Origin of the sequence: Bacteroides sp. AF32-8BH, from assembly GCF_003435205.1 — a bacterium.
In the GTDB taxonomy this organism is placed as follows: Bacteria; Bacteroidota; Bacteroidia; order Bacteroidales; family Bacteroidaceae; genus Bacteroides; species Bacteroides ovatus.
Map to the genome: position 1 here is coordinate 83164 of NZ_QVLZ01000012.1, position 23906 is coordinate 107069.

The 23906-nt window shown below is 44.6% G+C and carries 25 protein-coding genes and 2 pseudogenes; 7 read left to right on the plus strand and 20 right to left on the minus strand.

Translation table 11 applies throughout. The annotated features are described in order from the left end of the window. Entirely contained in the window at nt 1–408 is a 408-nt protein-coding gene (locus DWZ47_RS10565; RefSeq protein ID WP_004317958.1) for a secondary thiamine-phosphate synthase enzyme YjbQ, read from the plus strand. On the opposite strand, the gene DWZ47_RS10570 is transcribed toward DWZ47_RS10565, so the two are convergent. From DWZ47_RS10570 to dnaB, 6 genes are all read right to left on the minus strand, one after another. Further along, nucleotides 403–1164 (minus strand): exodeoxyribonuclease III, encoded by a 762-nt coding sequence (locus DWZ47_RS10570; RefSeq protein WP_004303567.1) that lies wholly within the window; start codon nt 1162–1164, stop codon nt 403–405. The genes DWZ47_RS10565 and DWZ47_RS10570 overlap by 6 nt on opposite strands. 29 nt (nt 1165–1193) lie before the next feature. Then, nucleotides 1194–2447 (minus strand): Nramp family divalent metal transporter, encoded by a 1254-nt coding sequence (locus DWZ47_RS10575; RefSeq protein ID WP_004295597.1) that lies wholly within the window; start codon nt 2445–2447, stop codon nt 1194–1196. Between the two features lie 193 nt (nt 2448–2640). Beyond that, nucleotides 2641–2886 carry a TIGR03905 family TSCPD domain-containing protein gene (locus tag DWZ47_RS10580; RefSeq protein ID WP_004295596.1) on the minus strand — a complete coding sequence of 82 codons (246 nt, stop codon included), beginning with the start codon at nt 2884–2886 and terminating at the stop codon, nt 2641–2643. A 9-nt stretch (nt 2887–2895) separates the two neighbouring features. Continuing rightward, nucleotides 2896–3630 (minus strand): YebC/PmpR family DNA-binding transcriptional regulator, encoded by a 735-nt coding sequence (locus DWZ47_RS10585; protein WP_004295595.1) that lies wholly within the window; start codon nt 3628–3630, stop codon nt 2896–2898. A gap of 31 nt (nt 3631–3661) precedes the next feature. Continuing rightward, complete coding sequence (gene pheT / locus DWZ47_RS10590; protein WP_004295594.1) at nt 3662–6124, minus strand: phenylalanine--tRNA ligase subunit beta; 2463 nt, start codon at nt 6122–6124, stop codon at nt 3662–3664. Nucleotides 6125–6302: 178 nt separating this feature from the next. Continuing rightward, nucleotides 6303–7862 carry a replicative DNA helicase gene (gene dnaB / locus DWZ47_RS10595; RefSeq protein ID WP_004295592.1) on the minus strand — a complete coding sequence of 520 codons (1560 nt, stop codon included), beginning with the start codon at nt 7860–7862 and terminating at the stop codon, nt 6303–6305. Nucleotides 7863–8100: 238 nt separating this feature from the next. Between dnaB and ispE the strand changes: the two genes are divergently transcribed. Further along, nucleotides 8101–8931 carry a 4-(cytidine 5'-diphospho)-2-C-methyl-D-erythritol kinase gene (gene ispE / locus DWZ47_RS10600; RefSeq protein ID WP_004317955.1) on the plus strand — a complete coding sequence of 277 codons (831 nt, stop codon included), beginning with the start codon at nt 8101–8103 and terminating at the stop codon, nt 8929–8931. Nucleotides 8932–8963: 32 nt separating this feature from the next. On the opposite strand, the gene DWZ47_RS10605 is transcribed toward ispE, so the two are convergent. The 11 genes and pseudogenes from DWZ47_RS10605 to DWZ47_RS30635 form a co-directional block, all read right to left on the minus strand. Beyond that, complete coding sequence (locus DWZ47_RS10605; protein WP_004295590.1) at nt 8964–9326, minus strand: type II toxin-antitoxin system HigA family antitoxin; 363 nt, start codon at nt 9324–9326, stop codon at nt 8964–8966. Between the two features lie 10 nt (nt 9327–9336). Continuing rightward, nucleotides 9337–9420: pseudogene (locus tag DWZ47_RS31300) on the minus strand (type II toxin-antitoxin system HigB family toxin); the annotation flags it as partial. 298 nt (nt 9421–9718) lie between these two features. Continuing rightward, complete coding sequence (gene galE / locus DWZ47_RS10615) at nt 9719–10753, minus strand: UDP-glucose 4-epimerase GalE (RefSeq protein WP_004295588.1); 1035 nt, start codon at nt 10751–10753, stop codon at nt 9719–9721. A 224-nt stretch (nt 10754–10977) separates the two neighbouring features. Next, nucleotides 10978–11550, minus strand: a complete 573-nt coding sequence (gene rsxA, locus DWZ47_RS10620) for an electron transport complex subunit RsxA (RefSeq protein ID WP_004295587.1) — start codon at nt 11548–11550, stop codon at nt 10978–10980. 22 nt (nt 11551–11572) lie between these two features. Further along, nucleotides 11573–12157 carry an RnfABCDGE type electron transport complex subunit E gene (locus DWZ47_RS10625; protein WP_117513067.1) on the minus strand — a complete coding sequence of 195 codons (585 nt, stop codon included), beginning with the start codon at nt 12155–12157 and terminating at the stop codon, nt 11573–11575. Between the two features lie 14 nt (nt 12158–12171). Beyond that, complete coding sequence (locus DWZ47_RS10630) at nt 12172–12918, minus strand: RnfABCDGE type electron transport complex subunit G (protein ID WP_117513069.1); 747 nt, start codon at nt 12916–12918, stop codon at nt 12172–12174. Next, nucleotides 12915–13907 (minus strand): RnfABCDGE type electron transport complex subunit D, encoded by a 993-nt coding sequence (locus tag DWZ47_RS10635; protein ID WP_117513071.1) that lies wholly within the window; start codon nt 13905–13907, stop codon nt 12915–12917. The genes DWZ47_RS10630 and DWZ47_RS10635 overlap by 4 nt, the downstream gene beginning before the upstream one ends. Before the next feature lie 5 nt (nt 13908–13912). Continuing rightward, complete coding sequence (gene rsxC, locus DWZ47_RS10640; RefSeq protein ID WP_004295583.1) at nt 13913–15250, minus strand: electron transport complex subunit RsxC; 1338 nt, start codon at nt 15248–15250, stop codon at nt 13913–13915. 24 nt (nt 15251–15274) lie between these two features. Continuing rightward, nucleotides 15275–16228: a Fe-S cluster domain-containing protein gene (locus DWZ47_RS10645; protein ID WP_004295582.1), complete on the minus strand. Its 954-nt coding sequence runs from the start codon at nt 16226–16228 to the stop codon at nt 15275–15277. A 7-nt stretch (nt 16229–16235) separates the two neighbouring features. Next, nucleotides 16236–16661, minus strand: a complete 426-nt coding sequence (locus tag DWZ47_RS10650) for a SoxR reducing system RseC family protein (RefSeq protein ID WP_117513073.1) — start codon at nt 16659–16661, stop codon at nt 16236–16238. 372 nt (nt 16662–17033) lie between these two features. After that, nucleotides 17034–17174: a hypothetical protein gene (locus tag DWZ47_RS30635; protein ID WP_004295577.1), complete on the minus strand. Its 141-nt coding sequence runs from the start codon at nt 17172–17174 to the stop codon at nt 17034–17036. 170 nt (nt 17175–17344) lie between these two features. Between DWZ47_RS30635 and DWZ47_RS10655 the strand changes: the two genes are divergently transcribed. Further along, complete coding sequence (locus DWZ47_RS10655; protein ID WP_117513075.1) at nt 17345–17968, plus strand: BT4734/BF3469 family protein; 624 nt, start codon at nt 17345–17347, stop codon at nt 17966–17968. Nucleotides 17969–18006: 38 nt separating this feature from the next. Continuing rightward, nucleotides 18007–19848 carry a DUF3987 domain-containing protein gene (locus DWZ47_RS10660; RefSeq protein WP_117513077.1) on the plus strand — a complete coding sequence of 614 codons (1842 nt, stop codon included), beginning with the start codon at nt 18007–18009 and terminating at the stop codon, nt 19846–19848. Between the two features lie 159 nt (nt 19849–20007). On the opposite strand, the gene DWZ47_RS10665 is transcribed toward DWZ47_RS10660, so the two are convergent. Next, nucleotides 20008–20226, minus strand: coding sequence for a DUF4248 domain-containing protein (locus tag DWZ47_RS10665; RefSeq protein ID WP_004295574.1), 219 nt, complete (start codon nt 20224–20226; stop codon nt 20008–20010). A gap of 219 nt (nt 20227–20445) precedes the next feature. Between DWZ47_RS10665 and DWZ47_RS10670 the strand changes: the two genes are divergently transcribed. The 3 genes from DWZ47_RS10670 to DWZ47_RS10675 all read left to right on the plus strand — a co-directional run bounded on the left by DWZ47_RS10670 (nt 20446) and on the right by DWZ47_RS10675 (nt 21644). Continuing rightward, nucleotides 20446–20934, plus strand: a complete 489-nt coding sequence (locus tag DWZ47_RS10670) for a DNA-binding protein (protein WP_117513150.1) — start codon at nt 20446–20448, stop codon at nt 20932–20934. 175 nt (nt 20935–21109) lie between these two features. Then, entirely contained in the window at nt 21110–21217 is a 108-nt protein-coding gene (locus DWZ47_RS30415; protein WP_004317947.1) for a smalltalk protein, read from the plus strand. Between the two features lie 4 nt (nt 21218–21221). Next, nucleotides 21222–21644, plus strand: a complete 423-nt coding sequence (locus DWZ47_RS10675; RefSeq protein ID WP_117513079.1) for an N-acetylmuramoyl-L-alanine amidase — start codon at nt 21222–21224, stop codon at nt 21642–21644. Nucleotides 21645–21912: 268 nt separating this feature from the next. On the opposite strand, the pseudogene DWZ47_RS10680 reads toward DWZ47_RS10675, so the two are convergent. Further along, nucleotides 21913–22320: pseudogene (locus DWZ47_RS10680) on the minus strand (WbuC family cupin fold metalloprotein). A gap of 221 nt (nt 22321–22541) precedes the next feature. After that, entirely contained in the window at nt 22542–23873 is a 1332-nt protein-coding gene (locus DWZ47_RS10685; RefSeq protein ID WP_199488151.1) for a DegT/DnrJ/EryC1/StrS family aminotransferase, read from the minus strand. Nucleotides 23874–23906 lie beyond the last annotated feature (33 nt).

Genomic DNA, 23906 nt, shown 5'->3' on the forward strand with positions numbered 1-23906 from the left:
ATGGCTACAACATTCGATATTCAACTCCCTCATTACTCGCGTGGATTTCATTTAATCACGCGTGATATCATTTCACAACTACCAGCACTTCCCGAAAGTGGCCTGCTGGTAATCTTTATCAAACACACCTCTGCCGGACTAACTATCAACGAAAATGCAGACCCGGACGTACGGCATGACTTCCAGACATTCTTTAATAAACTGGTTCCCGACGGTGCCCCCTATTTCATCCATACCCTCGAAGGCCCCGACGATATGAGCGCCCATATAAAAGCCTCCCTGATAGGAAGTTCGGTCACTATCCCCATCAAGAATCACCGCCTGAACCTGGGAACATGGCAAGGTGTCTACCTCTGCGAATTTCGCGACGGAGGAGACACCCGTAAATTGAGTATTACTATCCTATAATATTTCCAACGCCATCGGACAATGATCGGAATGTACGGCCTCATTCAGGATATACGCACGTTTCAACAGCGGGCGTACCGGCTCACTAACCATGCAATAGTCAATTCTCCAACCCTTATTTTTGGCACGCGAATTAAAACGATAGCTCCACCAGGTATATTCCTGTTTTTCGGGACAAAGCGTACGGAAAGAATCAACATACCCCGCAGACAGGAAACGTGTCATCCACTCCCGTTCTTCAGGAAGGAAACCACTGTTTGTTGCATTCCGGACAGGATCATGAATGTCGATCGGCTCATGGCAGATATTATAATCGCCACAAAGAATCAAATTGGGACGGGACTTCTGCAACTCCATCACATACTTTTGAAAATCTTCCAGCCACACCATTTTAAAAGCCTGGCGTTCGTCCCCGCTCGTTCCCGAAGGGTGATAAACACTGACTACCGATAAGTCTCCGAAATCCGCCCGGATAAAACGTCCTTCATTATCATAAGCCTCCATTCCCATCCCATATTCCACATGGTCCGGTTCCTGCTTGGTAAGTATGGCCACTCCACTGTATCCTTTCTTCTGCGCCGAATACAAATAAGACTTGTAACCCAACGCTTCAAACACCTCTCCCGGATACTGGTCCGGTTGCAGTTTCGTCTCTTGCAGACAAAGAATATCAGGATTCTCCTGCGCCAGCCATTCCGGCAAACCTTTAGATACGGCGGCACGTAGTCCGTTCACATTATAAGTAATAATCTTCATCGATCTATATGTATTGATTTATATTCATTTTATGAAAACAAAAGCATGATATTCAGTACCGAAACAATAATGGCAATCGAATACAACACAAACGTGCTCCAACGACTGTTGACATAATCTCCCATCACCTTTCGGGAAGACGTCAGTCCCACCTGCAAAAATACCGTGAAAGGTAATTGAATACTAAGTATCATCTGCGAAATAATCAATCCTTTGAAAGGATCTCCAATAAAGAAAATCAGCAATAAGGCAATTCCCAGAGATAAAAGGACTCCTACCTGCGAGTGGCTGTCTTTGATATGATACGATTCACCGAAAATACCCGCAAAGATGGAACCTGCCGCCATTCCGCTCGTAATGGTGGATGAAATACCCGCCATCAGCAATGCCAGTGCAAATACGATGGCAGCATTACTTCCCAACAAAGGTTCGAGCAATGACTTAGCCTGTTGCAGTTCCTCTACCTGAATACCGCTTTTAAAGAAAGTAGCGGCAGCCAGAAGAATCATGGCACTGTTAATCGCCCAGCCGACAATCATAGAGAAAAGAGTATCAAACAACTCATATTTCAAGACCTTCTTAATAGAAGCATCATCTTTCTTATTATATTCGTGACTCTGAATCACCTCCGAATGAAGAAACAGATTATGAGGCATCACTACCGCTCCCAACACACTCATTATAATCAGCATACTTCCTTTCGGAAAAGAAGGAGTCACCCACCCTGCTGTCGCAGCCGGCCAGTCTATTTCCACCAGAAACAGTTCGTAGATAAACGAAAGCCCGATAACGGAGACAAATGCAATGATGGAACGCTCTATCTTTTTATACGAATTAGTGAAAAGCATGATAGAGACAAAAAGCGTAGTCAACACAGCTCCCCATATAATAGGAATATCAAAGAGCATTTCCAACGCAATGGCACCTCCCAGAATTTCCGCTAAAGAAGTAGAAATCGACGCCAATACCGCCGTACCAAGAATAGGTCGCGACACCCATTTGGGAGTGTATTTAGTGGCCGCCTCCGAAAGGCAAAGTCCGGTAACAATCCCCAGGTGGGCAACATTGTGCTGAAGCACAATCAGCATAATAGTGGACAATGTAACCACCCAAAGTAAGGAATAGCCAAATTCGGAACCGGCGGCGAAGTTAGAAGCCCAGTTTCCCGGATCAATAAATCCTACCGTAACCAGAAGCCCCGGACCAATATATTTAAAAACATCCAGTCCACCCAGATAGCGTTTATGATCTTTGCGTTTTAAGTCTTGAAAAATATTCTTCATTTTTGCATAATAGTTTTAACCTTACAAATATACTTATAAATAACGAGTGAAGGTCAATTTTAGTTCAAAATACCGACAAGTAAGTAAACAACGCCCGGCCCCCTATGGATTCCCGCAAAAAAAAGACCCTCGACAAAATAAATTGCCGAAGGTCTTGAAAAATATCAAATTTTACAAAAATAAAAGAAGTCGATTAATATCCCATCTCATGTAATGCACGACACAATTGGTCAGGACATGAAGTCGGTCTGCCACCACAATGCACTCCTTCAAGTTTTGCGATAACATCCGCTACCTTCATTCCTCTCACAAGGCGGGAAATACCTTGAAGGTTACCATTACATCCTCCCCAGAAAGCAACTTCTTTCACCACTCCATCTTCCACATTCAGTTCGATGTTGGTGCTGCAAGTTCCCTGGGTTCTATACACATATTCCATAACCTTGTCTTATTCTCCCTCTTCCGGCTGCATATTGGTATAAACAGTCTGCACGTCGTCAAATTCTTCCAAACGTTCGATCATCTTATCCAATGTTTCGCGCTGTTCCGGAGTCACCTCTTTCATGTCGTTCGGGATATAAGTGAAGTCTCCACCGACATCTTCAAAGCCACACTCCTCCAGGTGTTTCTGAATAGCGGCATAGCTCTTGGGATTACCATAGATAGTGATTGTTCCTTCTTCATCATCCTCTTCGTATTCATCTTCCACATCATAATCGATCAGATCCAGAATCAGTTCTTCCATATCCAATCCGTCTTTCTTCTTGAAAGTGAATACACATTTGTGGTCGAACAGGAACGCGAGAGATCCCATTGTACCGAGATTACCGCCAAACTTATTAAATACCGAACGAACGTCAGCCACCGTACGGGTTGTGTTATCTGTCAGCGTATCCACAAATACAGCAATACCGTGAGGACCGTATCCTTCGTAAGTCATGCTCTTGTAGTCGCTCTGGTCTTTACCCATTGCGTTTTTGATAGCACGTTCAATATTATCCTTCGGCATATTTTCACGCTTACAAGTAGCGATTACCGAACGCAAAGTCGGGTTATTTTCAGGTTCCGGACCGCCTGCCTTTACAGCTATCGCGATTTGTTTACCCAGTCTTGTAAATGTTTTAGCCATGTGGCCCCATCTTTTCAGTTTAGCGGCCTTTCTATATTCAAATGCTCTTCCCATTGGTTTATATTTTTAGATTGAAATTTTAAGTTTATCTAAGTTTGGCACCCAGCTTATCTTCCAAGTTCTTCACCAGTTTCGACATGATCTTATCAATCATCTTATCATTCAAAGTCTGGCTCTCATCCTGAAGCAGGAAGCTCACCGCATACGACTTCTTGCCTGCTTCCAGATTCTTACCTTCGTACACGTCGAAGAGTTCCACTTCTTTCAGCAGCTTCTTCTCTGTTTCGTAAGCAATCTTTTCGATTTCGGCAAACTGCACATTCTTGTCAAGCAACAATGCCAGGTCACGTTTCACAGCAGGGAACTTGGAGATTTCCTTGTAGCTGATCTTCACAGAACGGATAGCTTTCATCAGTTCCTTCCAGTTCAAGTCGGCAAAATACACTTCATTGTCGATATCAAATGCTTTCAACAGCTTCTTAGTCACGATACCGAAGGAAGCAAGACGCTTACCACCCTTCGTATTGATAGAAAGTGCGGCAGCAAAAATATCGTCCGTCAGATTACCGACAACCAGATTGTGCAAATCCAGTCCCAGACGCTTCAATATATTTTCTACATAAGCCTTCAATTCATATACCGAACTGTTCTCATCTGCATGTGCCCATGAATTGGAAACCTTCTTACCGGTTACCCACAAGCCCAAGTGATAATCTTCCGAGTAAGGAGCCAATACCTTCTCTTCATTCTTCTTGTCAGCATCGAAATGATAGCAATTACCGAATTCGAAGAACTTCAAATCAGCATTCTTACGATTTGCATTATGAGCAATACTTTCCAGTCCACCGAACAGCAAAGTCTGACGCATAGCGTTCAAATCCGCACTCAACGGATTCAATAACATCACCAGGTGGTTGGACGGATAAGTCTCCATACCATCATAATAAGCAGCACGCGTCAATGAGTTGTTCAGGATCTCATTAAATCCGCAGCCCACCAATTGCTCTGCAATCAAGTTCTGCAATTTATTCGATTTATCATGTTCACCTTTGGTAGTCAGGCTGGAGTTCAGTGTAGTCGGGATTTCAACATTATTATATCCGTAGATACGAAGAATATCTTCAATCACGTCACAATCACGCTGCACGTCTACACGATAAGGAGGAACAGCTAATGTCAGCCCTTCCGCCGTTTCATTAGTGATCTTCATTTCCAGGCTGGTCACAATGCTCTTGATTGTCTCTACCGGAATTACTTTTCCTACCAAAGAATGTACTTTCTCATAAGCCAGATCAACTATAAAATCGGGTGCAGGAGTAGTGAACACGTCTTTTATTTCAGAAGAAATCGTACCGCCGGCCAGTTCTTTAACCATCAAAGCAGCCAGTTTCAAGCAATATATCACACTGTTCGGATCGATACCGCGTTCGAAACGGAAAGAAGCATCCGTATTCAAGCCATGACGGCGGGCTGTCTTACGCACCCATGTAGGATGGAAATAAGCACTTTCAATGAATACATCTGTCGTAGCTTCCGTAGAACCGGAGTCCAGTCCGCCGAATACACCGGCAATACACATGGCCTCTTCCTTGTTACAAATCATCAGGTCGCGTTCGTTCAATTTACGTTCCACCTCATCCAGCGTAACGAACGGAGTTCCTTCCGGCATTGTCTTTACAATTACTTCATTGCCTTTTATCTTTCCGGCATCGAAGCAGTGCAACGGCTGACCGAAAGCATGAACGATATAATTAGTAATATCCACTACATTATTAATAGGACGCACCCCGATCAGACGCAATTTGTTTTGCAGCCATTCCGGGCTTTCCTTCACAGTGACACCTTTCACCGTAACACCGGCATAATGCGGACAAGCTTCGCTGTTTTCCACCTTCACTTCAATATTCAAGTCATGGTTTTCCACTTTAAAGCCGTCTACCGACGGACGTTGCAAAGTAGCCTGTTTGCCGTTCTGAATCAGATAAGCGTACAAGTCACGAGCCACCCCATAGTGAGAGCAAGCATCCGCACGGTTAGGCGTGATGTCCACTTCAAGCACATAGTCGCTCTTGATATTATAATAATCCTTGGCAAGCGTACCCGGAACAGCATTTTCCGGCAATACGATAATACCTGCATGATCCGTACCGATACCGATTTCGTCTTCAGCACAAATCATACCAGTAGATTCCACCCCACGGATTTTTGATTTCTTGATGGTAAAACATTCGTCACCGTCATAAAGTTTTGTACCTAAAGTAGCTACCACCACTTTCTGTCCGGCAGCCACATTCGGGGCACCACAAACAATCTGTACCGGTTCACCGTCTCCCAGATTGACAGTAGTAATATGCAAATGGTCAGAATTAGGATGTTCCGTGCAGGTCAGCACTTCACCGATCACCAGTCCTTCCAAACCACCTTTAATGGTTTGCACTTCTTCTACACCACCTGTTTCCAAGCCAATAGACGTCAACGCAGCAGCCGTTTCATCGGGCGTCAGGTCGAAGTTGACATACTCTTTCAGCCAGTTATAAGAGATATTCATATATTTAATTTTTTATTGTTTCTCAAAAAGATTTGCAAAGTTAATAAGATTTTTCGGTTGACCGAGAAGGTTAGATAAAAAAGTTTATAGTTGATAGTTACCATGCGGAATAACATACAGATAGAAGAAATGTTGCGCAGAGCATTTTCACTATCAGTTATCAACTATCAACTATTAACTAAAATGGTAACGGTCCATCTCCCGGTGCTCCGAATGGATTCTCCGTTTGCGGTGCAAAATCAGGTGCGGGAGGAGGTATGGAACCAGCATTACCTGTATTCATTTTCGATCCTAACATAGCTCCTGCAGGCTCGCCCGGCATCGGAATCACCATATCGTCCTCCGGATTAGAGAAACGGGTAAACTCACCCTTAAAGCGGAGCAACACCTCGCCTACCGCACCGTTACGATGCTTGGCGATTACAATTTCCGCCATACCGCGCAAGTCATTACCACGATCATCCTGAAATATCTTATAGTATTCCGGACGGTGGATAAAGCACACCATATCGGCATCCTGCTCGATGGCTCCCGATTCACGAAGGTCACTCAACTGCGGTCGTTTACCGTCAATACCTTCACGACTTTCCACACCACGATTCAACTGTGACAGTGCGATAATCGGAATACTCAACTCTTTCGCCAATCCTTTCAACGAACGGGAAATGGTACTAACCTCTTCCTGACGGCTACCAAACGCCATCCCACTCGCATTCATCAACTGAAGGTAGTCAATGATGATGATTCGCACCCCATGTTCGCGTACCAAACGACGCGCTTTGGTTCGAAGTTCAAACACAGACAGAGACGGCGTATCATCCACGTAAAGCGGTGCATCCATCAGATTCTTCAGTTTATAGTCCAGTTGTTGCCATTCATAATTTGCCAACTGCCCGCTTTTGATTTTCTCGCTCGGAATCTCGCAGACATTCGCAATCAAACGGTTCACCAACTGAACGTTACTCATTTCAAGAGAGAACAACGCCACCGGGTTCCGGTAATCCACCGCAATATTCTTAGCCATTGAAAGAACGAAAGCAGTCTTACCCATAGCAGGACGGGCAGCTATAATAATAAGGTCGGAATTCTGCCAACCCGAAGTCATCTTATCAAGTTTCGTGAAACCACTCTCCAGACCACTCAAACCATCGGTTCGAGCCGCAGCTTTCTGAATTAGTTTATAGGCTTCGTCAATCACCGGATTGATCTGCGTATAATCTTTTTTCATATTCTGCTGTGAGATCTCGAAAAGCTTACCTTCCGCTTCCTGCATCAAGTCGTCCACATCCAGCGTTTCATCAAACGCTTTACTCTGAATATTACTCGTAAACGTTATCAGCTCACGCGCCAGCGATTTCTGTGCAATAATACGGGCATGGTATTCAATATGTGCGGATGAAGCCACCTTACTACTCAATTGAGTAATATAGAAGGGACCTCCCACCTCTTCCAAGTCTCCGCGTTTACTAAGTTGTTCCTTTACAGTCAGAATATCCACCGGTTTCTGGTTCACCGCAAGATCGACGATAGCAGAATAAATCAACTGATGCCGGCGTTCGTAAAATGATTCGGGACGAAGAATTTCACTCACCAATGAATAAGCGTCCTTTTCAATCATTAAAGCTCCCAAAACTGCTTCTTCCAGTTCAGGCGCCTGCGGCTGAATACGACCATAATCATTTACCGGTTGTATTTTAGTAGACTTTGAATTGCGGGTATTTCTTTTCTGTTCGGCCATCGAGATATTTACTATTTTACGATTTACTATTTATTATTTTACGACTGGACAGACTCTATTATCACATTTATCACGGAATTCTTCCAGTCGAGACGACAAAGATAGAATATAATCACGAAGAATGAATAAGGAAAAATGAAGATTTTAGTAACTTTGCTCCCGATTCACATTATCCAGCTATGATTAATTGTAATGTGAAGCACTGTAAATAGTAAATAGTAAAATAGTAAATAGAAATATGATTGCTTTTCCCAATATCAAAATAAACCTGGGACTTTCCATCACGGAAAAACGCCCGGACGGATACCACAATCTGGAAACAGTTTTCTATCCGGTGGCTCTGGAAGACGCACTGGAAATCCGTACCTCCCCTAACGCTGACCGAAAATTCACTCTCCACCAACATGGAATGGAAATAGCCGGTAACCCTGAAGACAATCTGGTAGTAAAAGCCTATTTATTGATGGATAAGGAATTTCATCTCCCTCCTATCGAAATCCACTTATACAAGCACATCCCTTCAGGAGCCGGACTGGGAGGAGGATCATCGGATGCCGCTTTCATGCTAAAGTTGCTCAACGATCATTATCAGCTGGGAGTATCCGAAGAACAATTGGAAGTATACGCTGCCACTTTGGGAGCAGACTGCGCTTTCTTTATCAAAAACAGACCGATATTTGCCGAGGGAATTGGAAACATCTTCTCCCCGGTCGAACTTTCATTAAACGGCTACCAAATCATGATTATAAAACCGAATGTTTTTGTTTCCACCCGGGAAGCCTTTTCAAACATTCATCCCCATCGTCCGAAATATCCGGTTAGGGAGGCAATCCAGCGTCCTGTACAAGAATGGAAGGATACGTTAATCAATGATTTCGAAGCAAGTGTATTCCCGCAACATCCCGTCATTGGAGAAATCAAAGAAGAACTCTATCATCAAGGAGCAATCTACGCATCCATGAGCGGCTCCGGCTCATCCGTCTTCGGGCTGTTTGCTCCCGGATTCGTCTTACCGGAAATTGATTGGGGAACTGACGTATTCTGCTTCAAAGGTACATTAAACAAATAAATCTCACTAACAATTATGTTTTGACTATTTTTTCAAAATCCCAACATGGCAGCGGGGTGTATATTGAGTACCCGGCAAAGCAAGCGAGCTATTTTTAAAGTAGGTTCCGAGCGACCCGAAATATAATCATTCACGCGTGAAGGGCTAACCCCTATTTCACTGGCAAGCTGTTTTTGTGTCATTCCCTTTTCTTCAAGGGACAATTCTATCAATTCTGCTACGGTTGGTTTTTCTATAGGAAAATGTTCCTTCTCATACGCAATCACTATATCAGACATAACAGAAAGCTCCACCATGCTCTTGTCATTTGCAGGAGTGCTGTCGTCCACCAAAGGCAGAAGTTCTTCGACTCTTGCCAATGCAAATTCGTATTGTTCTTTCGTTATTTTAGTCATATCTATTATATTATATAGTTGAACAATCTATTTTATCATACTCTTTATGAGTTCCCACCCAACGGACAAAAATGTATCCCACCGTAAATCTTACAAAAAAATTTTGGATAACAAAATAATTAGTGCTAAATATTTTATAAAACAGAACATCCATGCTGGGCGTACCAAAAAAACGGTACCACGACTCACGTCGTAGTACCGTCACAACACAAACACAAAATAAAACACGACAAAACTACTATGCAATCTTTCCTGTCTATGCCGGGGAGGCATAAGTACTATCTACGTATATTCGCATACTCATAAACAGCTTCAGGTCGATTAGCATCAATTAAACAAATCGCATGCACGATTTGTTTAAACTTTTATGTTATTTAAAACAAGTTTCTCTTTTATTGAATCCCTCTTTCACGGAGTTTCAGCTGCCAGTTCCATGCAGAGCGTAAAGTATCTTCTAAAGTTTCTACGGCTTTCCAACCCAGCTCTTTATTAGCAAAATCCGGGTTAGCCCAAACTTTTTCAATGTCACCTGCACGACGTCCGACAATCTGATAATTCAATTTTACGCCAGTGGCTTTTTCAAAGCCATTTATTAATTCCAATACAGAAACACCACGTCCTGTACCAATATTAAATACTTCTACTTTTTCTTTTTGTTTCTTTTCCAAGATACGACGGATAGCAATCACGTGTGCTTTAGCCAAGTCAACGACATTGATAAAGTCACGGATACAAGAACCGTCCGGTGTATCATAATCGTCACCAAACACGCTAAGTTTCTCACGGATACCGATGGCTGTCTGGGTCAGATATGGAATCAGGTTTTGAGGAACCCCGTTAGGCAGTTCACCCAGCAATGCAGTAGGATGCGCGCCAATCGGGTTGAAATAGCGCAACATGATCGCATTGATCGGAGCACCTGAAGCTACCGTATCACGAATAATCTCTTCATTGATCTGTTTGGTATTTCCATAAGGTGATTCCGCTTTCTTGATCGGAGCCTTTTCCGTTACCGGCAGCTCGTCCGGCTGACCGTATACTGTACAAGAAGAAGAGAACACAATACCTTCTACTCCATGTTTTGGCATCAGTTCGAGAAGGTTAATCAAAGAAACCAGGTTATTACGGTAGTAAAGCAACGGTTTTTGTACCGACTCTCCTACTGCTTTGCTAGCTGCAAAGTGAATGATTGCCTTAATTCCTTTATATTTTGCAAATACTGCATCCAGACCGGCAAAGTCCAAACAGTCCAGCTTTTCAAAAACTGGGCGAATACCGGAAACTTTCTCTATATTGTCAACAACGTCGGCACTTGAATTTGATAAATTATCGATGATGATTACTTCATATCCACTGTTTTGTAGTTCTACAACAGTATGAGACCCAATGTATCCTGTCCCGCCTGTTACTAAAATTCTTTCTTTCATATACTTTATAAAAAATGGTTAGTTTCTCGGCTTATTATTGTTTGAGTTACAAATGTATGGAAATAAAATGGAATTGCAATAATCTGCCACAAATTTATTTGCTGAAAAGTAATTAAGGTACGATTTGGTAGCATTTAGGTATAAAAAAAAATTGGAAACTCTAACCTGTATGTCGCCACACAGCAGAGCTTCCAATCCTCTATTTAATTATCAACTGTAAATCCTTACACCACGCCGGAGAATCCCATGAATGCCATAGCAAGCAAACCGGCGGTAATCAAAGCAATCGGAGTTCCTTGCATTCCTTTCGGAATTTTCACAAGGCTCATCTGTTCGCGCAATCCGGCAAAAAGCACCAGTGCCAGACCGAAGCCGATAGCCGTAGAGAATGCGTATACGACACCTGTCAGCAGGTCATAGTCTTTCTGAATCACCAGGATAGCGACACCAAGAATACAACAGTTCGTTGTAATCAGCGGCAAGAACACACCCAAAGCCTGATACAGGGCCGGAGATACCTTTTTCAGGATGATTTCCACCATCTGCACCAATCCGGCAATCACCAGGATGAATGTAATCGTCTGTAAGTATCCCAGTCCGAAAACATCCAGTACAAACTTCTGAATCAGGAAAGTGACGATGGTAGCGATGGTCAACACGAAAGCAACCGCAGCGCTCATACCCATCGCAGTTTCCACCTTCTTGGATACGCCCAGGAACGGACAGATACCCAGGAACTGCGACAACACGATGTTGTTTACAAAGATTGCCGAAATAAATATCAATATATATTCCATATTCTTTTCTTATTTAATTGAATTAGGCTTTCTTGAAACTATTAATCAACGCTATGAGGTATCCCAAAGCGATGAAAGCACCCGGAGCCAATACGAATACCAACATTCCATATTCTTCCGGCATGATGGTCAGATCGAAGATTTTACCGGTTCCCAGAAACTCGCGGACAGCACCCAGCAAAGTCAGAGCGATGGTGAAACCAAGTCCCATACCGATACCGTCGAACATAGAAGCAATTGCGTTATTCTTGGCAGCAAAGGCTTCGGCACGTCCCAACACAATACAGTTCACTACAATCAACGGAATGAAAAGACCGAGTGTAGCATACAGTCCCGGCACGTAAGCCTGCATCACCATTTGAAGCAAGGTCACGAAAGACGCAATCACCACAATAAACGATGGGATACGCACCATGTCCGGAATCAGGTTCTTTATTAAAGAGATCACCACATTCGAGCAGATCAATACGAACATGGTAGCCAGTCCCATGCCCATACCATTGATAGCCGATGATGTAGTACCCAATGTAGGACACATACCGAGCAGGAGTACAAACGTAGGATTCTCTTTGATAATCCCGTTCATCATTACTTTAAAGTTATTCATATCTGTCTCCTTTCTTATTTAGCACTGACTGAATCAGTTAGTTCAACTTTGATCGTAGCTCCCGTAGCAGCGTCAGCAGCATCTGCGTTCGCGCCTTTCGCTTTTTGAGAAGCACCGGTTACCCCGTTCACTTCCCCGCCTTCGGCCTTATAGGCTTGATAAGCAGCATTCACGGCATTCAAGAAAGCGCGTGAAGTAATGGTAGAAGCTGTGATGGCATCCACTGCTCCCCCATCTTTACTGACGGTCAACGGAGCTTCACCCGGATTCATACCCAAAATAGATTTCGTACTCTCTTCGTGAGATACTGCCTTTTCTCCTTTCGCAGGATCATACGCTCCGAACCATTTGTCGGCTTTAGAGCCCAATCCCGGAGTTTCCGTGTGAGCCAACAGAGAGTAGTTATAGATTTTTCCTTCGGCATTAAAGCCTACCAGCACTTTCAGCTCACCGCCAAATCCCATTGATTTAGCTTCAACAGCGGTTCCTACAAGTTCTTCACCGTTCTTAGCCGGATAAACGATAAAGTCAACATTCTTCTTTCCGTCTTTCTCACTGAAGATCGTATCGCTTTCCGCTACCGGATTATTGGTAAATTCGGGAAGAACCTTTTTCAAGGCCTCGTTCAGTGTCTTCGCGTTCGCTTCGGCAATGGGGCCTTTTGTCAGTTCATTTACATAAGCCAGCAACGCAACGGAAATAGCAGTCACTCCCGTAAGTACCAGCAACATATTCTTTAAAGATGATTCTAACTTTTTCATTTCTTCTTCGCTACCTCCCCAAAGCGTTTTGGTTTACAATAGGTGTTAATCAGCGGAGTGAACGCATTCATAATCAGGATGGCGAACGACATACCTTCGGGATAGGCGCCGAACAGACGGATAACTACTGTCAGCAGACCGATACATACACCATAGATCAGCATCCCTTTCTTACTCATCGGAGAAGTCACATAGTCGGTTGCCATAAAGACAGCACCCAGCATCAGACCACCGGAAAGCAACTGCAATACCGGAGAAACGTATTTTTCCGGATCTGCCAGGTGCATGATGCCTGCAAAGACAAACACAGTAGCCAGGATAGACACAGGAATATGCCAAGTGATGATTTTCTTCCAGAGCATATAAACGAGTCCGATCAGCAGAGCCAGCGCACTCACTTCACCCAAGCATCCGCCATTCTGTCCGATCAGCAAGGTCAATGCGTCCGGAATCTGGCTTAAAGCGGCAGTGTCACCGTAAATGGCTTGCTTCATCAAGGCCAGCGGAGTGGCACCGGTGGTAGCATCCGTATAAGCGGTCAACTGTCCGACTACCGGCCAGCTGGTCATCTGCACCGGGAAAGAAAGCAGCAGGAATACGCGGCCTGCCAATGCCGGGTTGAAAGGATTGCAGCCTAATCCGCCGAAAGACATTTTGCCTACACCGATAGCAAACAGTGCACCGAGGATGATAATCCAGATAGACAAGTTAGACGGTAAATTAAATGCCAGCAACACACCTGTGATGATGGCAGAGCCGTCGCAGATGGTAGTGGTCGGTTTCTTCATTAAATATTTTCCGATCGCCCATTCGAAGAACAAACAAGCCGCAACGGAAGTGGCCGTGACAATCAGGGCACCCAGTCCGAAGAAATAGAGAGACACCAGAAAAGCCGGAATCAGTGCAATCAGCACGCCATACATATTTTTCTGTACGCTGTCTCCGCCATGAACGTGGGGCGATAGTGATACGATTAATTTATTTTCCATATTCGTTATTTTTTAGCTTGACGTGCACGAATCATAGCTCCTACTTTGCCTTTACCCAGACGACAATAGTCGAGCAGCGGACGGTTGGCAGGACAAGTGAACTGGCAAGAGCCGCACTCAATACAATCCATGATTCTTTCTTTTTCCATTGTTTCAAAATCTCCGTTTTCAGACAAGGCTCCGAGCAAGTACGGTTCCAGTCCCATCGGACAGGCACTCACGCACTTCGCGCAACGGATGCAGGTTTGAGCTTCACCACGTTTGGCTTCCTTCCGGTTCATAATCAGGATGCCGGAACTGCCCTTCGCAGTAGGAACCTCGATATTTACCAACGCCTTACCCATCATCGGACCGCCACCGATCACCTTACCCGTATCTTCGGGCAGACCACCGCAAGCGTCAATCAACTGTTTCATCGGTGTACCGATACGAGCCAGGAAGTTGGACGGCTTCGCAACCGACTTTCCCGTCACGGTAATCACCCGTTCGAACAATGGTTTATTCTTCTGCACAGCTTCATAAACGGCAAATGCCGTTCCCACGTTCTGCACGACTGCTCCCGTAGAGATAGGCAATGCACCGCTGGCCACCTGACGCTTGGTGATTGCATCAATCAGCTGCTTTTCACCTCCTTGCGGATATTTCACCTTCAAGGGCACTACTTCGATGCCTGCGTAGCTGGAAGCCACTTTCGTCATCAGTTCGATGGCATCCGGCTTATTATTTTCGATTCCGATAAATGCCTTATTCACTTTCACCGCTTTCATCAAGATAGAAACACCTACCATGATTTCTTCCGCGTGTTCCAGCATCAGCTGATGGTCGGCAGTCAAATAAGGTTCACATTCTACGGCATTGATAATCACACATTCAGCTTTAAAAGAAGGAGGAGGACAAAGTTTCACCTGTGTAGGGAAACAAGCACCACCCAGACCAACGATTCCGGCATCGGCAATTTTCTTCACGATCTCTTCTGCCGGAAGTTCACATTCCTTCACCAGTGTGGCGCTACGGTCGATTGTTTCTTCCCATTCGTCGCCTTCCACATCGATAAAGATAGCAGGTTTCGCATAACCGCTGGCATCGACAATAGTATCAATCTTCGCCACTTTACCACTGACTGAAGAGTGAATTGCTGCCGAAACAAAGCCGGCAGGTTCAGCAATTTTAGTGCCTACCTTTACCACATCCCCTTTCGCTACAACCGGTTTTGCAGGCGCACCAATGTGCTGCCCCAGCAAAATAACAGCCTTTGCAGGAACTTCCGCTGTGATAATAGGTTGATGTGCCGACAATTTATTTTCGTGTGGATGAACTCCACCAATTGAAAATGTCTTTAACATACAGTTCTGTATTTTATTCTGTTATTATTCTGTTACTTTCGGAGCTTCTGTAGCCTTTTCAGCAGGAGTTTCCACTTTTGCCGCCGGTGCAGGAGTTTCCACCGCTTCTTTAGAAACAGCAGCCGGTTTTGGAGCAGCCGGAGCTTCTTCTTTCGGTTTCCTCGGCGGGAAATTCAATTCGATAATGGTATTCTGCGGACAGACTTCCACACATTTCCGGCAAGATTTACACTTGTGCGGATCGATGTAAGCCAAGTTGTTCTCCAACGTGATAGCTTCGAACGGACAAGTCTTCACGCATTTGCCACAGCCGATACAACTCACCGTACAAGCCTTGCGTGCCACAGCTCCCTTGTCTTTATTCACACAAGAGATATACACACGGCGTGATTTCTTTCCTTGCGGACGGATTTCGATGATCGCCTTCGGACAAGCCTTCACACAGGCACCGCAAGCGGTACATTTCGCTTCATCCACTTCCGGAAGTCCTGTTTCAGGATTCATGTGGATGGCATCGAACTGGCAGGCAGCCACACAGTCACCACACCCCAGACATCCGTAACTACAACCCGTTTCCCCACCATAGAGCGAAGCGGCAATAGCGCAACTCTTCGCACCGTCGTACTGATTAATACGCGGACGATTCATACACGTTCCGTTACATCTTACCACTGCTACCATCGGTTCAGCTTCTCCGGCTGCAAGCCCTAGGATATCAGCAATTTGTGCCATGACAGGCTGTCCGCCTACGGGGCAGAATTTACCATCCAGCGAACCGGCTTTGACGCAAGCGTCGGCAAAGCCGCTACAACCGGGATAGCCACATCCACCACAATTAGCCTGGGGAAGCACTTCTCCCACCTGGGCAATCCGCGGGTCTTCATACACGGCAAATTTCTTGGAAGCCACATAAAGAATAGCGGCCAACACGAGCGCTATAGCTCCCAATGAAATCACTGCAATCAGAATCAAATTCATAATGTTTTTAGTTATTTATTGGTTTTATAGTAAATGAAAATTGTTGTTTGAGTCGCGTTTTGTTAAGCCATAAAACGAAATAATAAGGTATAAGGACAGCCAGAGAAAGAAGAGCTGCATACAGTTCATTCTCTATCAATGCCATCAAAAGAAACAACGAAAATATAAGAAGTACGAAAGGAAATACGAAAGCCAACAATACCGCCATCATGCCCATCGACGTTTCGCCGACCACCATCACCTTCTCTCCCACCTGATAGGAAGAAGCTGCGGTATCTATGATATCTATGATTTTGTCCTTACTATCCGCCGAGGAACAATGCCCCTTTGCGCTACATGCCGCACAAGCCGATGTCTGGACAATCCTCACCGACAGATGAGAACCCTGTATGTTTTCCACAATACCTAGATGCTTTATAGTATTATTCGTCATTTTGCAAACTCCGCATTACAAATCGCGGCAAATTTAATCATTATTTGTGAACTACGAAGCATTCCTCAAACTTTTTCTACCTAATAAAATGTTATTTTTTGTGTTTTCGTTATCGCACACGGAAAAGGTATGGCTACCATTTGATATTTCCCAAGAATGACAAATAGACATCCTAAACAAAAAAATCCCGGCCGTTTTTATTTATTCAGCCGGGATTTTCTATCAATTATTTCACGGATTACTCCACTATCCTCTTCTTGTAGTAGCGCAGATACATTCTCACCAACGTATTCAAAATCAGTTCAATCTCCTCTTCGTTGTAGGCATTCAAACAGAGATTCATTACTTTTATATAATCGTTCAATGGGAGATTTAGCCCTTTTTTATGCCATTCAAAACATCATGTCCCATACCCAGGGTCTCGCATACATACTCATTTTTCAATTTCGCACGTTTAAGCAACTCATTAATATAAGCTCCCAAATCACTGCAACAAACCGTTTTCTTTTTCATCTTTGTTTTTTGTTGTTAAATACACACTTTAATAATTAAATATTTTAACTTTTATCCTCACATATCAGGGTAGAGTCTATTTTGTTATTACTACCTTCATGCCGTGTTTTTGAAACACACTCATATTTTTTGCAAAAATAAACATTTTAACTTATAACAAAAAGAAAATGATGTCAAACAACTACAGAATGTCCTATTTTATGCCACCTATCGCTCCCATCAAAGACAAACAAGGCCGACTGATGACTCCTCCCACGCTTATCCCCTTCTGCGAAGTCTCCATCGAACAAGTTTTCCAAATGATTACTTGCAATGAGAATCTCAAAACCCTGACCGCACAAGTACGGAATGCCACAGATATACGAGCCGCCAAAGCATCATTGCTTCCGTATGTGACCCCTTGCGGCACATTCACCCGCCGTAGCTGTAAGGATTTCGTCTCCCCGTCTCATCTGGTGATAGTAGATGTGGACGGTCTCCACTCTTATCAGGAAGCAGTGGAAATGCGACGTATGCTCTATGACGATTCTCTCCTACAACCTGTACTCACCTTTATCAGCCCCAGCGGACTGGGTGTAAAGGCATTTGTTCCTTGCCATTATTCCCCCACGATAAATGATGCCCAAAATATCACAGACAACATGAGTTGGGCGATGCGGTACGTAGAGACGGCATACAATACGGTAACAGCGGTTTCTTCCGAAACGAAATCCAAAGTAGATTTCTCCGGCAAAGACCTCGTGAGATCCTGTTTCCTTAGTTACGACCCGGAAGCATTGTTCAGAACCAAGTAAACGAGAATAATTAAACATTATTTTATAAAAATCAAAACATGACCGATATTGAATCTTTATGCCGTCTCACCGAAGCAGTCGAAGCGGCAGGAGCGGACATTGCTCCCACCTATCTTGAATACGTACAATTGTCATTCGCCATCGCAACGGATTGCGGTGAAGCAGGACGTGACTTTTTCCATCGCCTGTGCCGGGTGTCTCCCAAGTATCAGCGCGAACATGCCGAACGGGTATTCTCCAACGCACTCCACACCCAACGTGGAGAAGTGCACTTGGGCACCGCTTTCCACCTGGCCGAAGCGACGGGAGTAAGCATCTGCATAGAAGAAATGCCCAAACATCCCACAGGTACAAAAGGTACAGCAGGTACAGCACGCAAATTTCCCCCACACACGGGCGCGCATAACAAGGTGGGAAATGACAATATCTCCGATGATAGAGAAGGGGAAGAAGAACTATTACCGGGCAGTGAACCGCAACATCAATTGCCCACTTTTCCGGAAAACGACTGGCCGGAATTTTTGCAACGTATCATAAAAGCCGGGAGCAGCCCAATACAACACGACATCATGCTATTGGGAGCGCTCACTGCCCTGGGTGCCTGTATGTCGCGCCACGTGCGATGCCTATATGGCGGCAAATACCATCACCCCAGCCTCCAATGTTTCGTAGTGGCTCCTTCGGCTTCCGGCAAAGGTATCCTTTCCTACATCCGCTTACTCGTGGAACCTATCCACGACGAGATTCGCAAAGAAGTGACCATACAGATGAAAGCATACAAAAAAGAGAAAGCCGAGTACGATGCAATGGGAAAAGAACGAACCAAAAAGGAGGCTCCACAAATGCCCCCTAACAGGATGTTCCTCATTTCGGGCAACAACACCGGTACGGGTATCCTACAAAACATCATGGACTCCGACGGAACCGGACTTATCTGCGAAGCGGAAGCGGACACCCTTTCCACCGCCATCGGATCGGATCACGGTCATTGGAGCAATACCCTGCGCAAAGCGTTCGACCACGACCGCTTGTCCTACAACCGCCGCACCGACCAGGAATACCGGGAAGTGAAGAAAAGCTATCTTTCCGTTCTGATTTCGGGTACGCCGTCGCAGGTGCAAACTTTCATTCCGACGGCAGAAGACGGATCATACTCCCGCCAATTATATTATTACATGTGCGGAATAAGTAAATGGATCAGCCAATTTATGGACAACGAGATAGATTGGGAGGAGATATTCACCGCTATGGGACTGGAATGGAAAGAAAAGTTGAGCGTGATAAAAGCGCACGGCATTCATACCCTGCAACTCACGGATGAACAAAAAGAAGAAATCGACACCGTCTTTTCCAACTTGTTTGAACGCTCCAGTGTAGCTAATGGAAGGGAAATGTATAGTTTTGTGGCACGTCTGGCCGTCAATCTATGCAGAATCATGTCGGAAGTAGCCGTATTGCGTGCCCTCGAAAGCCCGCAGCCCTACGACTTCAAGACCTCCCCCACCTCTCCTTTCACACCGGACAAGGAGATTCCTGCGGACAACCGCAAAGATGACATCATCACTCGTTGGGATGTATCCATTTCACAGGAAGACTTTCATGCTGTGCTTAGTCTTGCGGAACCTCTCTACTGTCATGCCACGCATATTCTATCGTTCCTCCCCAATACAGAAATCAGCCACCGTCCTAATGCCGATCGTGATTATCTCTTCCAGAAACTGGGTGATGAATTTACTCGTACACAGTTACTGGAAGAAGCAGTTGCCATGGGAATTAAGGAAAACACAGCCCTCACTTGGCTGAAGCGTCTCACCAAACACGGAAAATTAATCAGTATGGACGGTAAAGGGTTGTATGCGCGTGCGTGTGTGTATGAGTGAACCGGAAAAAGTGTACCTACTGTACCCGTTTTATTTACGGATGCAGTAGTCATTTCAATTACCACATCCGTTTTGACTGAAACAATCGTTTGTCCTGCATAAAGCATCGCTTTAGGAGGTGTAAAGCTAAGCTTTAGACATCGTAAAGCGGTGCTTTATTTAAGGCTCTCCTAAAGCATCCACAATAACTCTCACCTCCAACGGTGTGAATGAGCGTCGCTTTGATTCGTAGCCTAAGTCGTACAGGCGTTGCAGAAGTCCGGGGCACAAAGAGATCCATTTCTTCATTTTTCGATAGGCAGCGATGTCAGTTAGTTGCGGAGAATAGAGTTGCGCCAGTTCCATGCGCCCGTAAGCACGTATTTTAAATTCACTCATGATGGATATATTTCTGATTTACTGTTACAAAAATAACAAAAAACGACTATATAACCAACGTTTTTCCATTGAATAACCGACTATAATGACAAATAACCGACCGCTACCAGACACAACCGTGCACAGCTGATTTCCGGGAGATCCGGAGTAGTATTTTTGTATCGTCGAAAGGGAAAAGAATCCCCGGACAATATGTTTAACCCTTTAATTTATTGTTTTATGATTCGTTACAAAATTTATCAGAACCAGCAGAAGAAAGGCTTGAATGCGGGTAAGTGGTTCGCCCGTGCAGTAAGCGACGAGACGTTTGATTTGGCAAAGCTTGCCGAACACATGTCGAAGCACAATTCACCGTATTCCGGTGGTGTCATCAAAGGTGTGCTTTCGGATATGGTAGATTGCATCAAGGAATTGTTGCTAGACGGCAAGTGTGTGAAAATTGATGATCTTGCCATTTTTGGTGTGGGTATTCGCAGTAAGGCAGCCGATACGCTGGAAGAGTTTTCGTTGGAAAAGAATATTAGCGGCATGCGTTTGAAAGCCCGTGCCACCGGTAATCTGTCGACCAATAATCTGAAACTCGACAGTCAGTTGAAACAGCAGGCGGAATATCAGAAACCGACAACTGCCGGAGGAGGTTCTGATTCGGATGACAACCCTGATCCGAAACCGGATGGAGGTGGTGAAGCGCCTGACCCGGCTGCCTAAAAGATTCACCACAGACTACACAGATTTCCACAGATTATATTGAATTGGTAGTTGTAAAGTAGTCGATTATTTATCTGTGTGAGTCTGTGTAGATCTGTGGTAAACCTATGGCAAACCTACAGTAAATCTGTGGTAAAAGAAAACTATTATTAATTTATTTAAAACCTGTTATTGTATGAGTAAATCATCATCTCCCCGCTCTGTATGGAGCTTAGTCCTCAAAATCATTATCACTGTAGCCACCGCCATCGGAGGTGTGTTCGGAATACAAAGTTGCATGTAATCCCATGCGGACTATTACATTAATTATCATTCATTGCAGTGCCACGCCGGAAGGAAAGTCCCTTTCGGCGGAGGCTTGCCGACAGGATCATATCTTGCACCGTGGTTTCCGTGATATTGGCTATCATTTCTACATCACTCGTGATGGGGAGATCCACCGGGGACGCGCTTTAGAAAAGATTGGAGCACACTGCCGTAATCATAACACCCATTCGATAGGTGTTTGTTATGAGGGAGGACTGGATGCGAACGGGAAACCGAAAGATACGCGTACACTGGAGCAAAAAGGAGCTTTGCTTGCTTTGTTGAGGGAGTTGAAAAGGCAGTTTCCGAAAGCATTGGTCGTGGGACACCGGGACTTGAATCCAATGAAAGGATGTCCGTGCTTTGATGCGGTGAAAGAGTATGCAGAAATAGCATCCTTTTAGGTTTCCACCACTAGCTTATTGTATAAAAAATATCAACGATCTTCACAGACAGTTGGTATTTTTGGAAATCATATTAGTGCTAACACTAATATGAAGAGCGAGATTAGGACAATATCACTATATTGCTCCTAATCTACTAAATGTAGGAATTCATGTTCGTCACATGAATCTAGGGACCTACATTTTTTCATCTCACTGTAAATGCTCAATTTTAACATAACGTATTAAAAAGCACTTTCAGTACTTCCTATTCATTGTTTTTCATCGTTTAACGAACATAAGCTCCATCTTTAGCTTCAAAGATGACAGATGGTTCAATCACTTCCACAGTATGCCATGCCCCCTTTGGTACCTGACAACCATATTGGGTTTCTGTGGGATTGAGATGGATACGCTGTACTTCTCGATACTCAACCTTACGAGCTACATCTTGTACATTCATCCCCTTCTGAAAATCATCCGTATCATTCTCATACGAAACAACTTCCTCATAAATTACTTCGTCCAACTTACCACACAGACAGATTACAGTTTCGGCAGTATCTTTATGCCGATGAATGGGCACAACTGTACCCGGAAGTAACGCGTTAAGCATTCGCTAGCTGGTATCAGCAGGTGAAGTACGCTAATCGAAGTTCTGACGTAAACGTGGATTCTCTTTAGCCTCTGCATTTATTCTCGATGAACCTAAAGGTAATCCGCATCTAGGAGCTATTCGCTCATTGATGAAGATTATTGCAGAACTCGCAAAGAAAGGTGTATAAATATTTATTACAACTCATAATTATTTTGTACTAAAGCAACTGCAGTCTGTCTTTTGTGGTCAGAGGAGTATACACAGAATTAGCACACACCTCTTACAAGTTTCTTGATTATTGGCATAACACCGAAATATCCCTACAATAATCCTACAATCTCCACAAAGTTCTCAATGACATAGTCAACATCCTCCGTTGACATCTTGGTGTTCAGAGGAAGGGTGATTTCGTTCTCGAACATGTGGTAGGCATTCGGGAAATCCTTGATGTCGAAGCCCATCTTCTTATAAGCAGTCATCATTGGGAGAGGCTTATAGTGAACATTAGTTGCAATGCCACGCTCTGCCATCCTCTTGATCACCTCGTTTGTCTGCTCACGAGTCTTACCAAGAAGACGAACAATGTAGAGGTGACCGCTCGAACAGTGGTTCTCGCCATAGTGGTTCAGAACTGCAACATTGAGATCGGCAAATGCAGTATTCATCCTCTCAATCATTTCCTTGCGTTTAGCAAGCATCTCAGGATAACGCTCGAACTGGATCAAACCCAATGCAGCCACCACATCAGTCATGTTGCACTTAAACCATGGACCCACAATGTCGTACTCCCAAGCACCCATCTTCGTTTTCGCCAACGCATCCTTGTTCTGACCATGAAGCGAAAGTAACTGCGTCTTACGGTACAGGTTCGCATTCCATGTTTCGCCCTCCTTCTCAGGCAACGCGCTGAACGTATACTCTGGATTTCTATCGAGTTCCACCTGAACCAGTTCCTCGCCAAAAGGCAAGTTCCAAGTCAAAGCCCCACCTTCAGCAGTAGTGAAGTTCTTAACGGCATGGAAGCTGAAAGACGAGAAGTCTGCCATCACGCCACACATCACCTTCTTACCATCCTTCATCCTATAGCCACCGAACGAGTGCGCGCAATCCGAACAGATAGCCACACGACCGATCATCCTCTGCAGGTCAGTCTTTGGCACGAACAACCCCTTCTTACGCTCCACAATCGCCATCAGACGGTCATAGTCGCAAGGAATACCGCCTAAATCCACAGGGATAATCGCCTTCGTGCGCTCCGTGACTACAGCCTCCACCGCCTCATAGTTCATCTCAAGGCAATCTTTCTGCACATCCACAAACACGACCTTCGCACCCACATGATCCACAATCGATGCACTTGCTGTATAAGTATATGCCGGCACTATCACCTCGTCTCCCTTACCGATGCCCAGCAGACGAAGCGCCATCTCCGCACAAGCTGTCTGTGAGTTCAAGCACACACAATTCGGATTCTGCACTTCCAAACTATCATTCACACCCACATAATGGGCAACGAGCTTCTCAAGCTTCTTAGTACGAGGCCCAGTCGTAATCCAACCTGAAAGGATTGCATCACAAACTTCATTAACCTCTGCCTCTGTCATGTCTGGAGGCGAAAAAGGAATATTCCTTCTTTTCAAATTTGTACTCATTTGTTTTTTTAGATTTTTTAATTATATAACCGA

What these genes read in the sequence shown, in the direction of transcription:
- DWZ47_RS10565 (WP_004317958.1), top strand. Translation starts at nt 1, where the DNA reads ATGGCTACAACATTCGATATTCAACTCCCTCATTACTCGCGTGGATTT.
- ispE (WP_004317955.1), top strand. Translation starts at nt 8,101, where the DNA reads ATGATTGCTTTTCCCAATATCAAAATAAACCTGGGACTTTCCATCACG.
- DWZ47_RS10660 (WP_117513077.1), top strand. Translation starts at nt 18,007, where the DNA reads ATGACCGATATTGAATCTTTATGCCGTCTCACCGAAGCAGTCGAAGCG.
- DWZ47_RS10605 (WP_004295590.1), bottom strand. Translation starts at nt 9,326, where the DNA reads ATGACTAAAATAACGAAAGAACAATACGAATTTGCATTGGCAAGAGTC.
- DWZ47_RS10655 (WP_117513075.1), top strand. Translation starts at nt 17,345, where the DNA reads ATGTCAAACAACTACAGAATGTCCTATTTTATGCCACCTATCGCTCCC.
- DWZ47_RS10625 (WP_117513067.1), bottom strand. Translation starts at nt 12,157, where the DNA reads ATGAATAACTTTAAAGTAATGATGAACGGGATTATCAAAGAGAATCCT.
- DWZ47_RS10570 (WP_004303567.1), bottom strand. Translation starts at nt 1,164, where the DNA reads ATGAAGATTATTACTTATAATGTGAACGGACTACGTGCCGCCGTATCT.
- pheT (WP_004295594.1), bottom strand. Translation starts at nt 6,124, where the DNA reads ATGAATATCTCTTATAACTGGCTGAAAGAGTATGTCAACTTCGACCTG.
- rsxA (WP_004295587.1), bottom strand. Translation starts at nt 11,550, where the DNA reads ATGGAATATATATTGATATTTATTTCGGCAATCTTTGTAAACAACATC.
- rsxC (WP_004295583.1), bottom strand. Translation starts at nt 15,250, where the DNA reads ATGTTAAAGACATTTTCAATTGGTGGAGTTCATCCACACGAAAATAAA.
- DWZ47_RS10585 (WP_004295595.1), bottom strand. Translation starts at nt 3,630, where the DNA reads ATGGGAAGAGCATTTGAATATAGAAAGGCCGCTAAACTGAAAAGATGG.
- galE (WP_004295588.1), bottom strand. Translation starts at nt 10,753, where the DNA reads ATGAAAGAAAGAATTTTAGTAACAGGCGGGACAGGATACATTGGGTCT.
- DWZ47_RS10685 (WP_199488151.1), bottom strand. Translation starts at nt 23,873, where the DNA reads ATGAGTACAAATTTGAAAAGAAGGAATATTCCTTTTTCGCCTCCAGAC.
- DWZ47_RS10645 (WP_004295582.1), bottom strand. Translation starts at nt 16,228, where the DNA reads ATGAATTTGATTCTGATTGCAGTGATTTCATTGGGAGCTATAGCGCTC.
- DWZ47_RS10635 (WP_117513071.1), bottom strand. Translation starts at nt 13,907, where the DNA reads ATGGAAAATAAATTAATCGTATCACTATCGCCCCACGTTCATGGCGGA.
- dnaB (WP_004295592.1), bottom strand. Translation starts at nt 7,862, where the DNA reads ATGGCCGAACAGAAAAGAAATACCCGCAATTCAAAGTCTACTAAAATA.
- DWZ47_RS10575 (WP_004295597.1), bottom strand. Translation starts at nt 2,447, where the DNA reads ATGAAGAATATTTTTCAAGACTTAAAACGCAAAGATCATAAACGCTAT.
- DWZ47_RS10670 (WP_117513150.1), top strand. Translation starts at nt 20,446, where the DNA reads ATGATTCGTTACAAAATTTATCAGAACCAGCAGAAGAAAGGCTTGAAT.
- DWZ47_RS10650 (WP_117513073.1), bottom strand. Translation starts at nt 16,661, where the DNA reads ATGACGAATAATACTATAAAGCATCTAGGTATTGTGGAAAACATACAG.
- DWZ47_RS30635 (WP_004295577.1), bottom strand. Translation starts at nt 17,174, where the DNA reads ATGAAAAAGAAAACGGTTTGTTGCAGTGATTTGGGAGCTTATATTAAT.
- DWZ47_RS10580 (WP_004295596.1), bottom strand. Translation starts at nt 2,886, where the DNA reads ATGGAATATGTGTATAGAACCCAGGGAACTTGCAGCACCAACATCGAA.
- DWZ47_RS10665 (WP_004295574.1), bottom strand. Translation starts at nt 20,226, where the DNA reads ATGAGTGAATTTAAAATACGTGCTTACGGGCGCATGGAACTGGCGCAA.
- DWZ47_RS10630 (WP_117513069.1), bottom strand. Translation starts at nt 12,918, where the DNA reads ATGAAAAAGTTAGAATCATCTTTAAAGAATATGTTGCTGGTACTTACG.
- DWZ47_RS10675 (WP_117513079.1), top strand. Translation starts at nt 21,222, where the DNA reads ATGCGGACTATTACATTAATTATCATTCATTGCAGTGCCACGCCGGAA.
- DWZ47_RS30415 (WP_004317947.1), top strand. Translation starts at nt 21,110, where the DNA reads ATGAGTAAATCATCATCTCCCCGCTCTGTATGGAGCTTAGTCCTCAAA.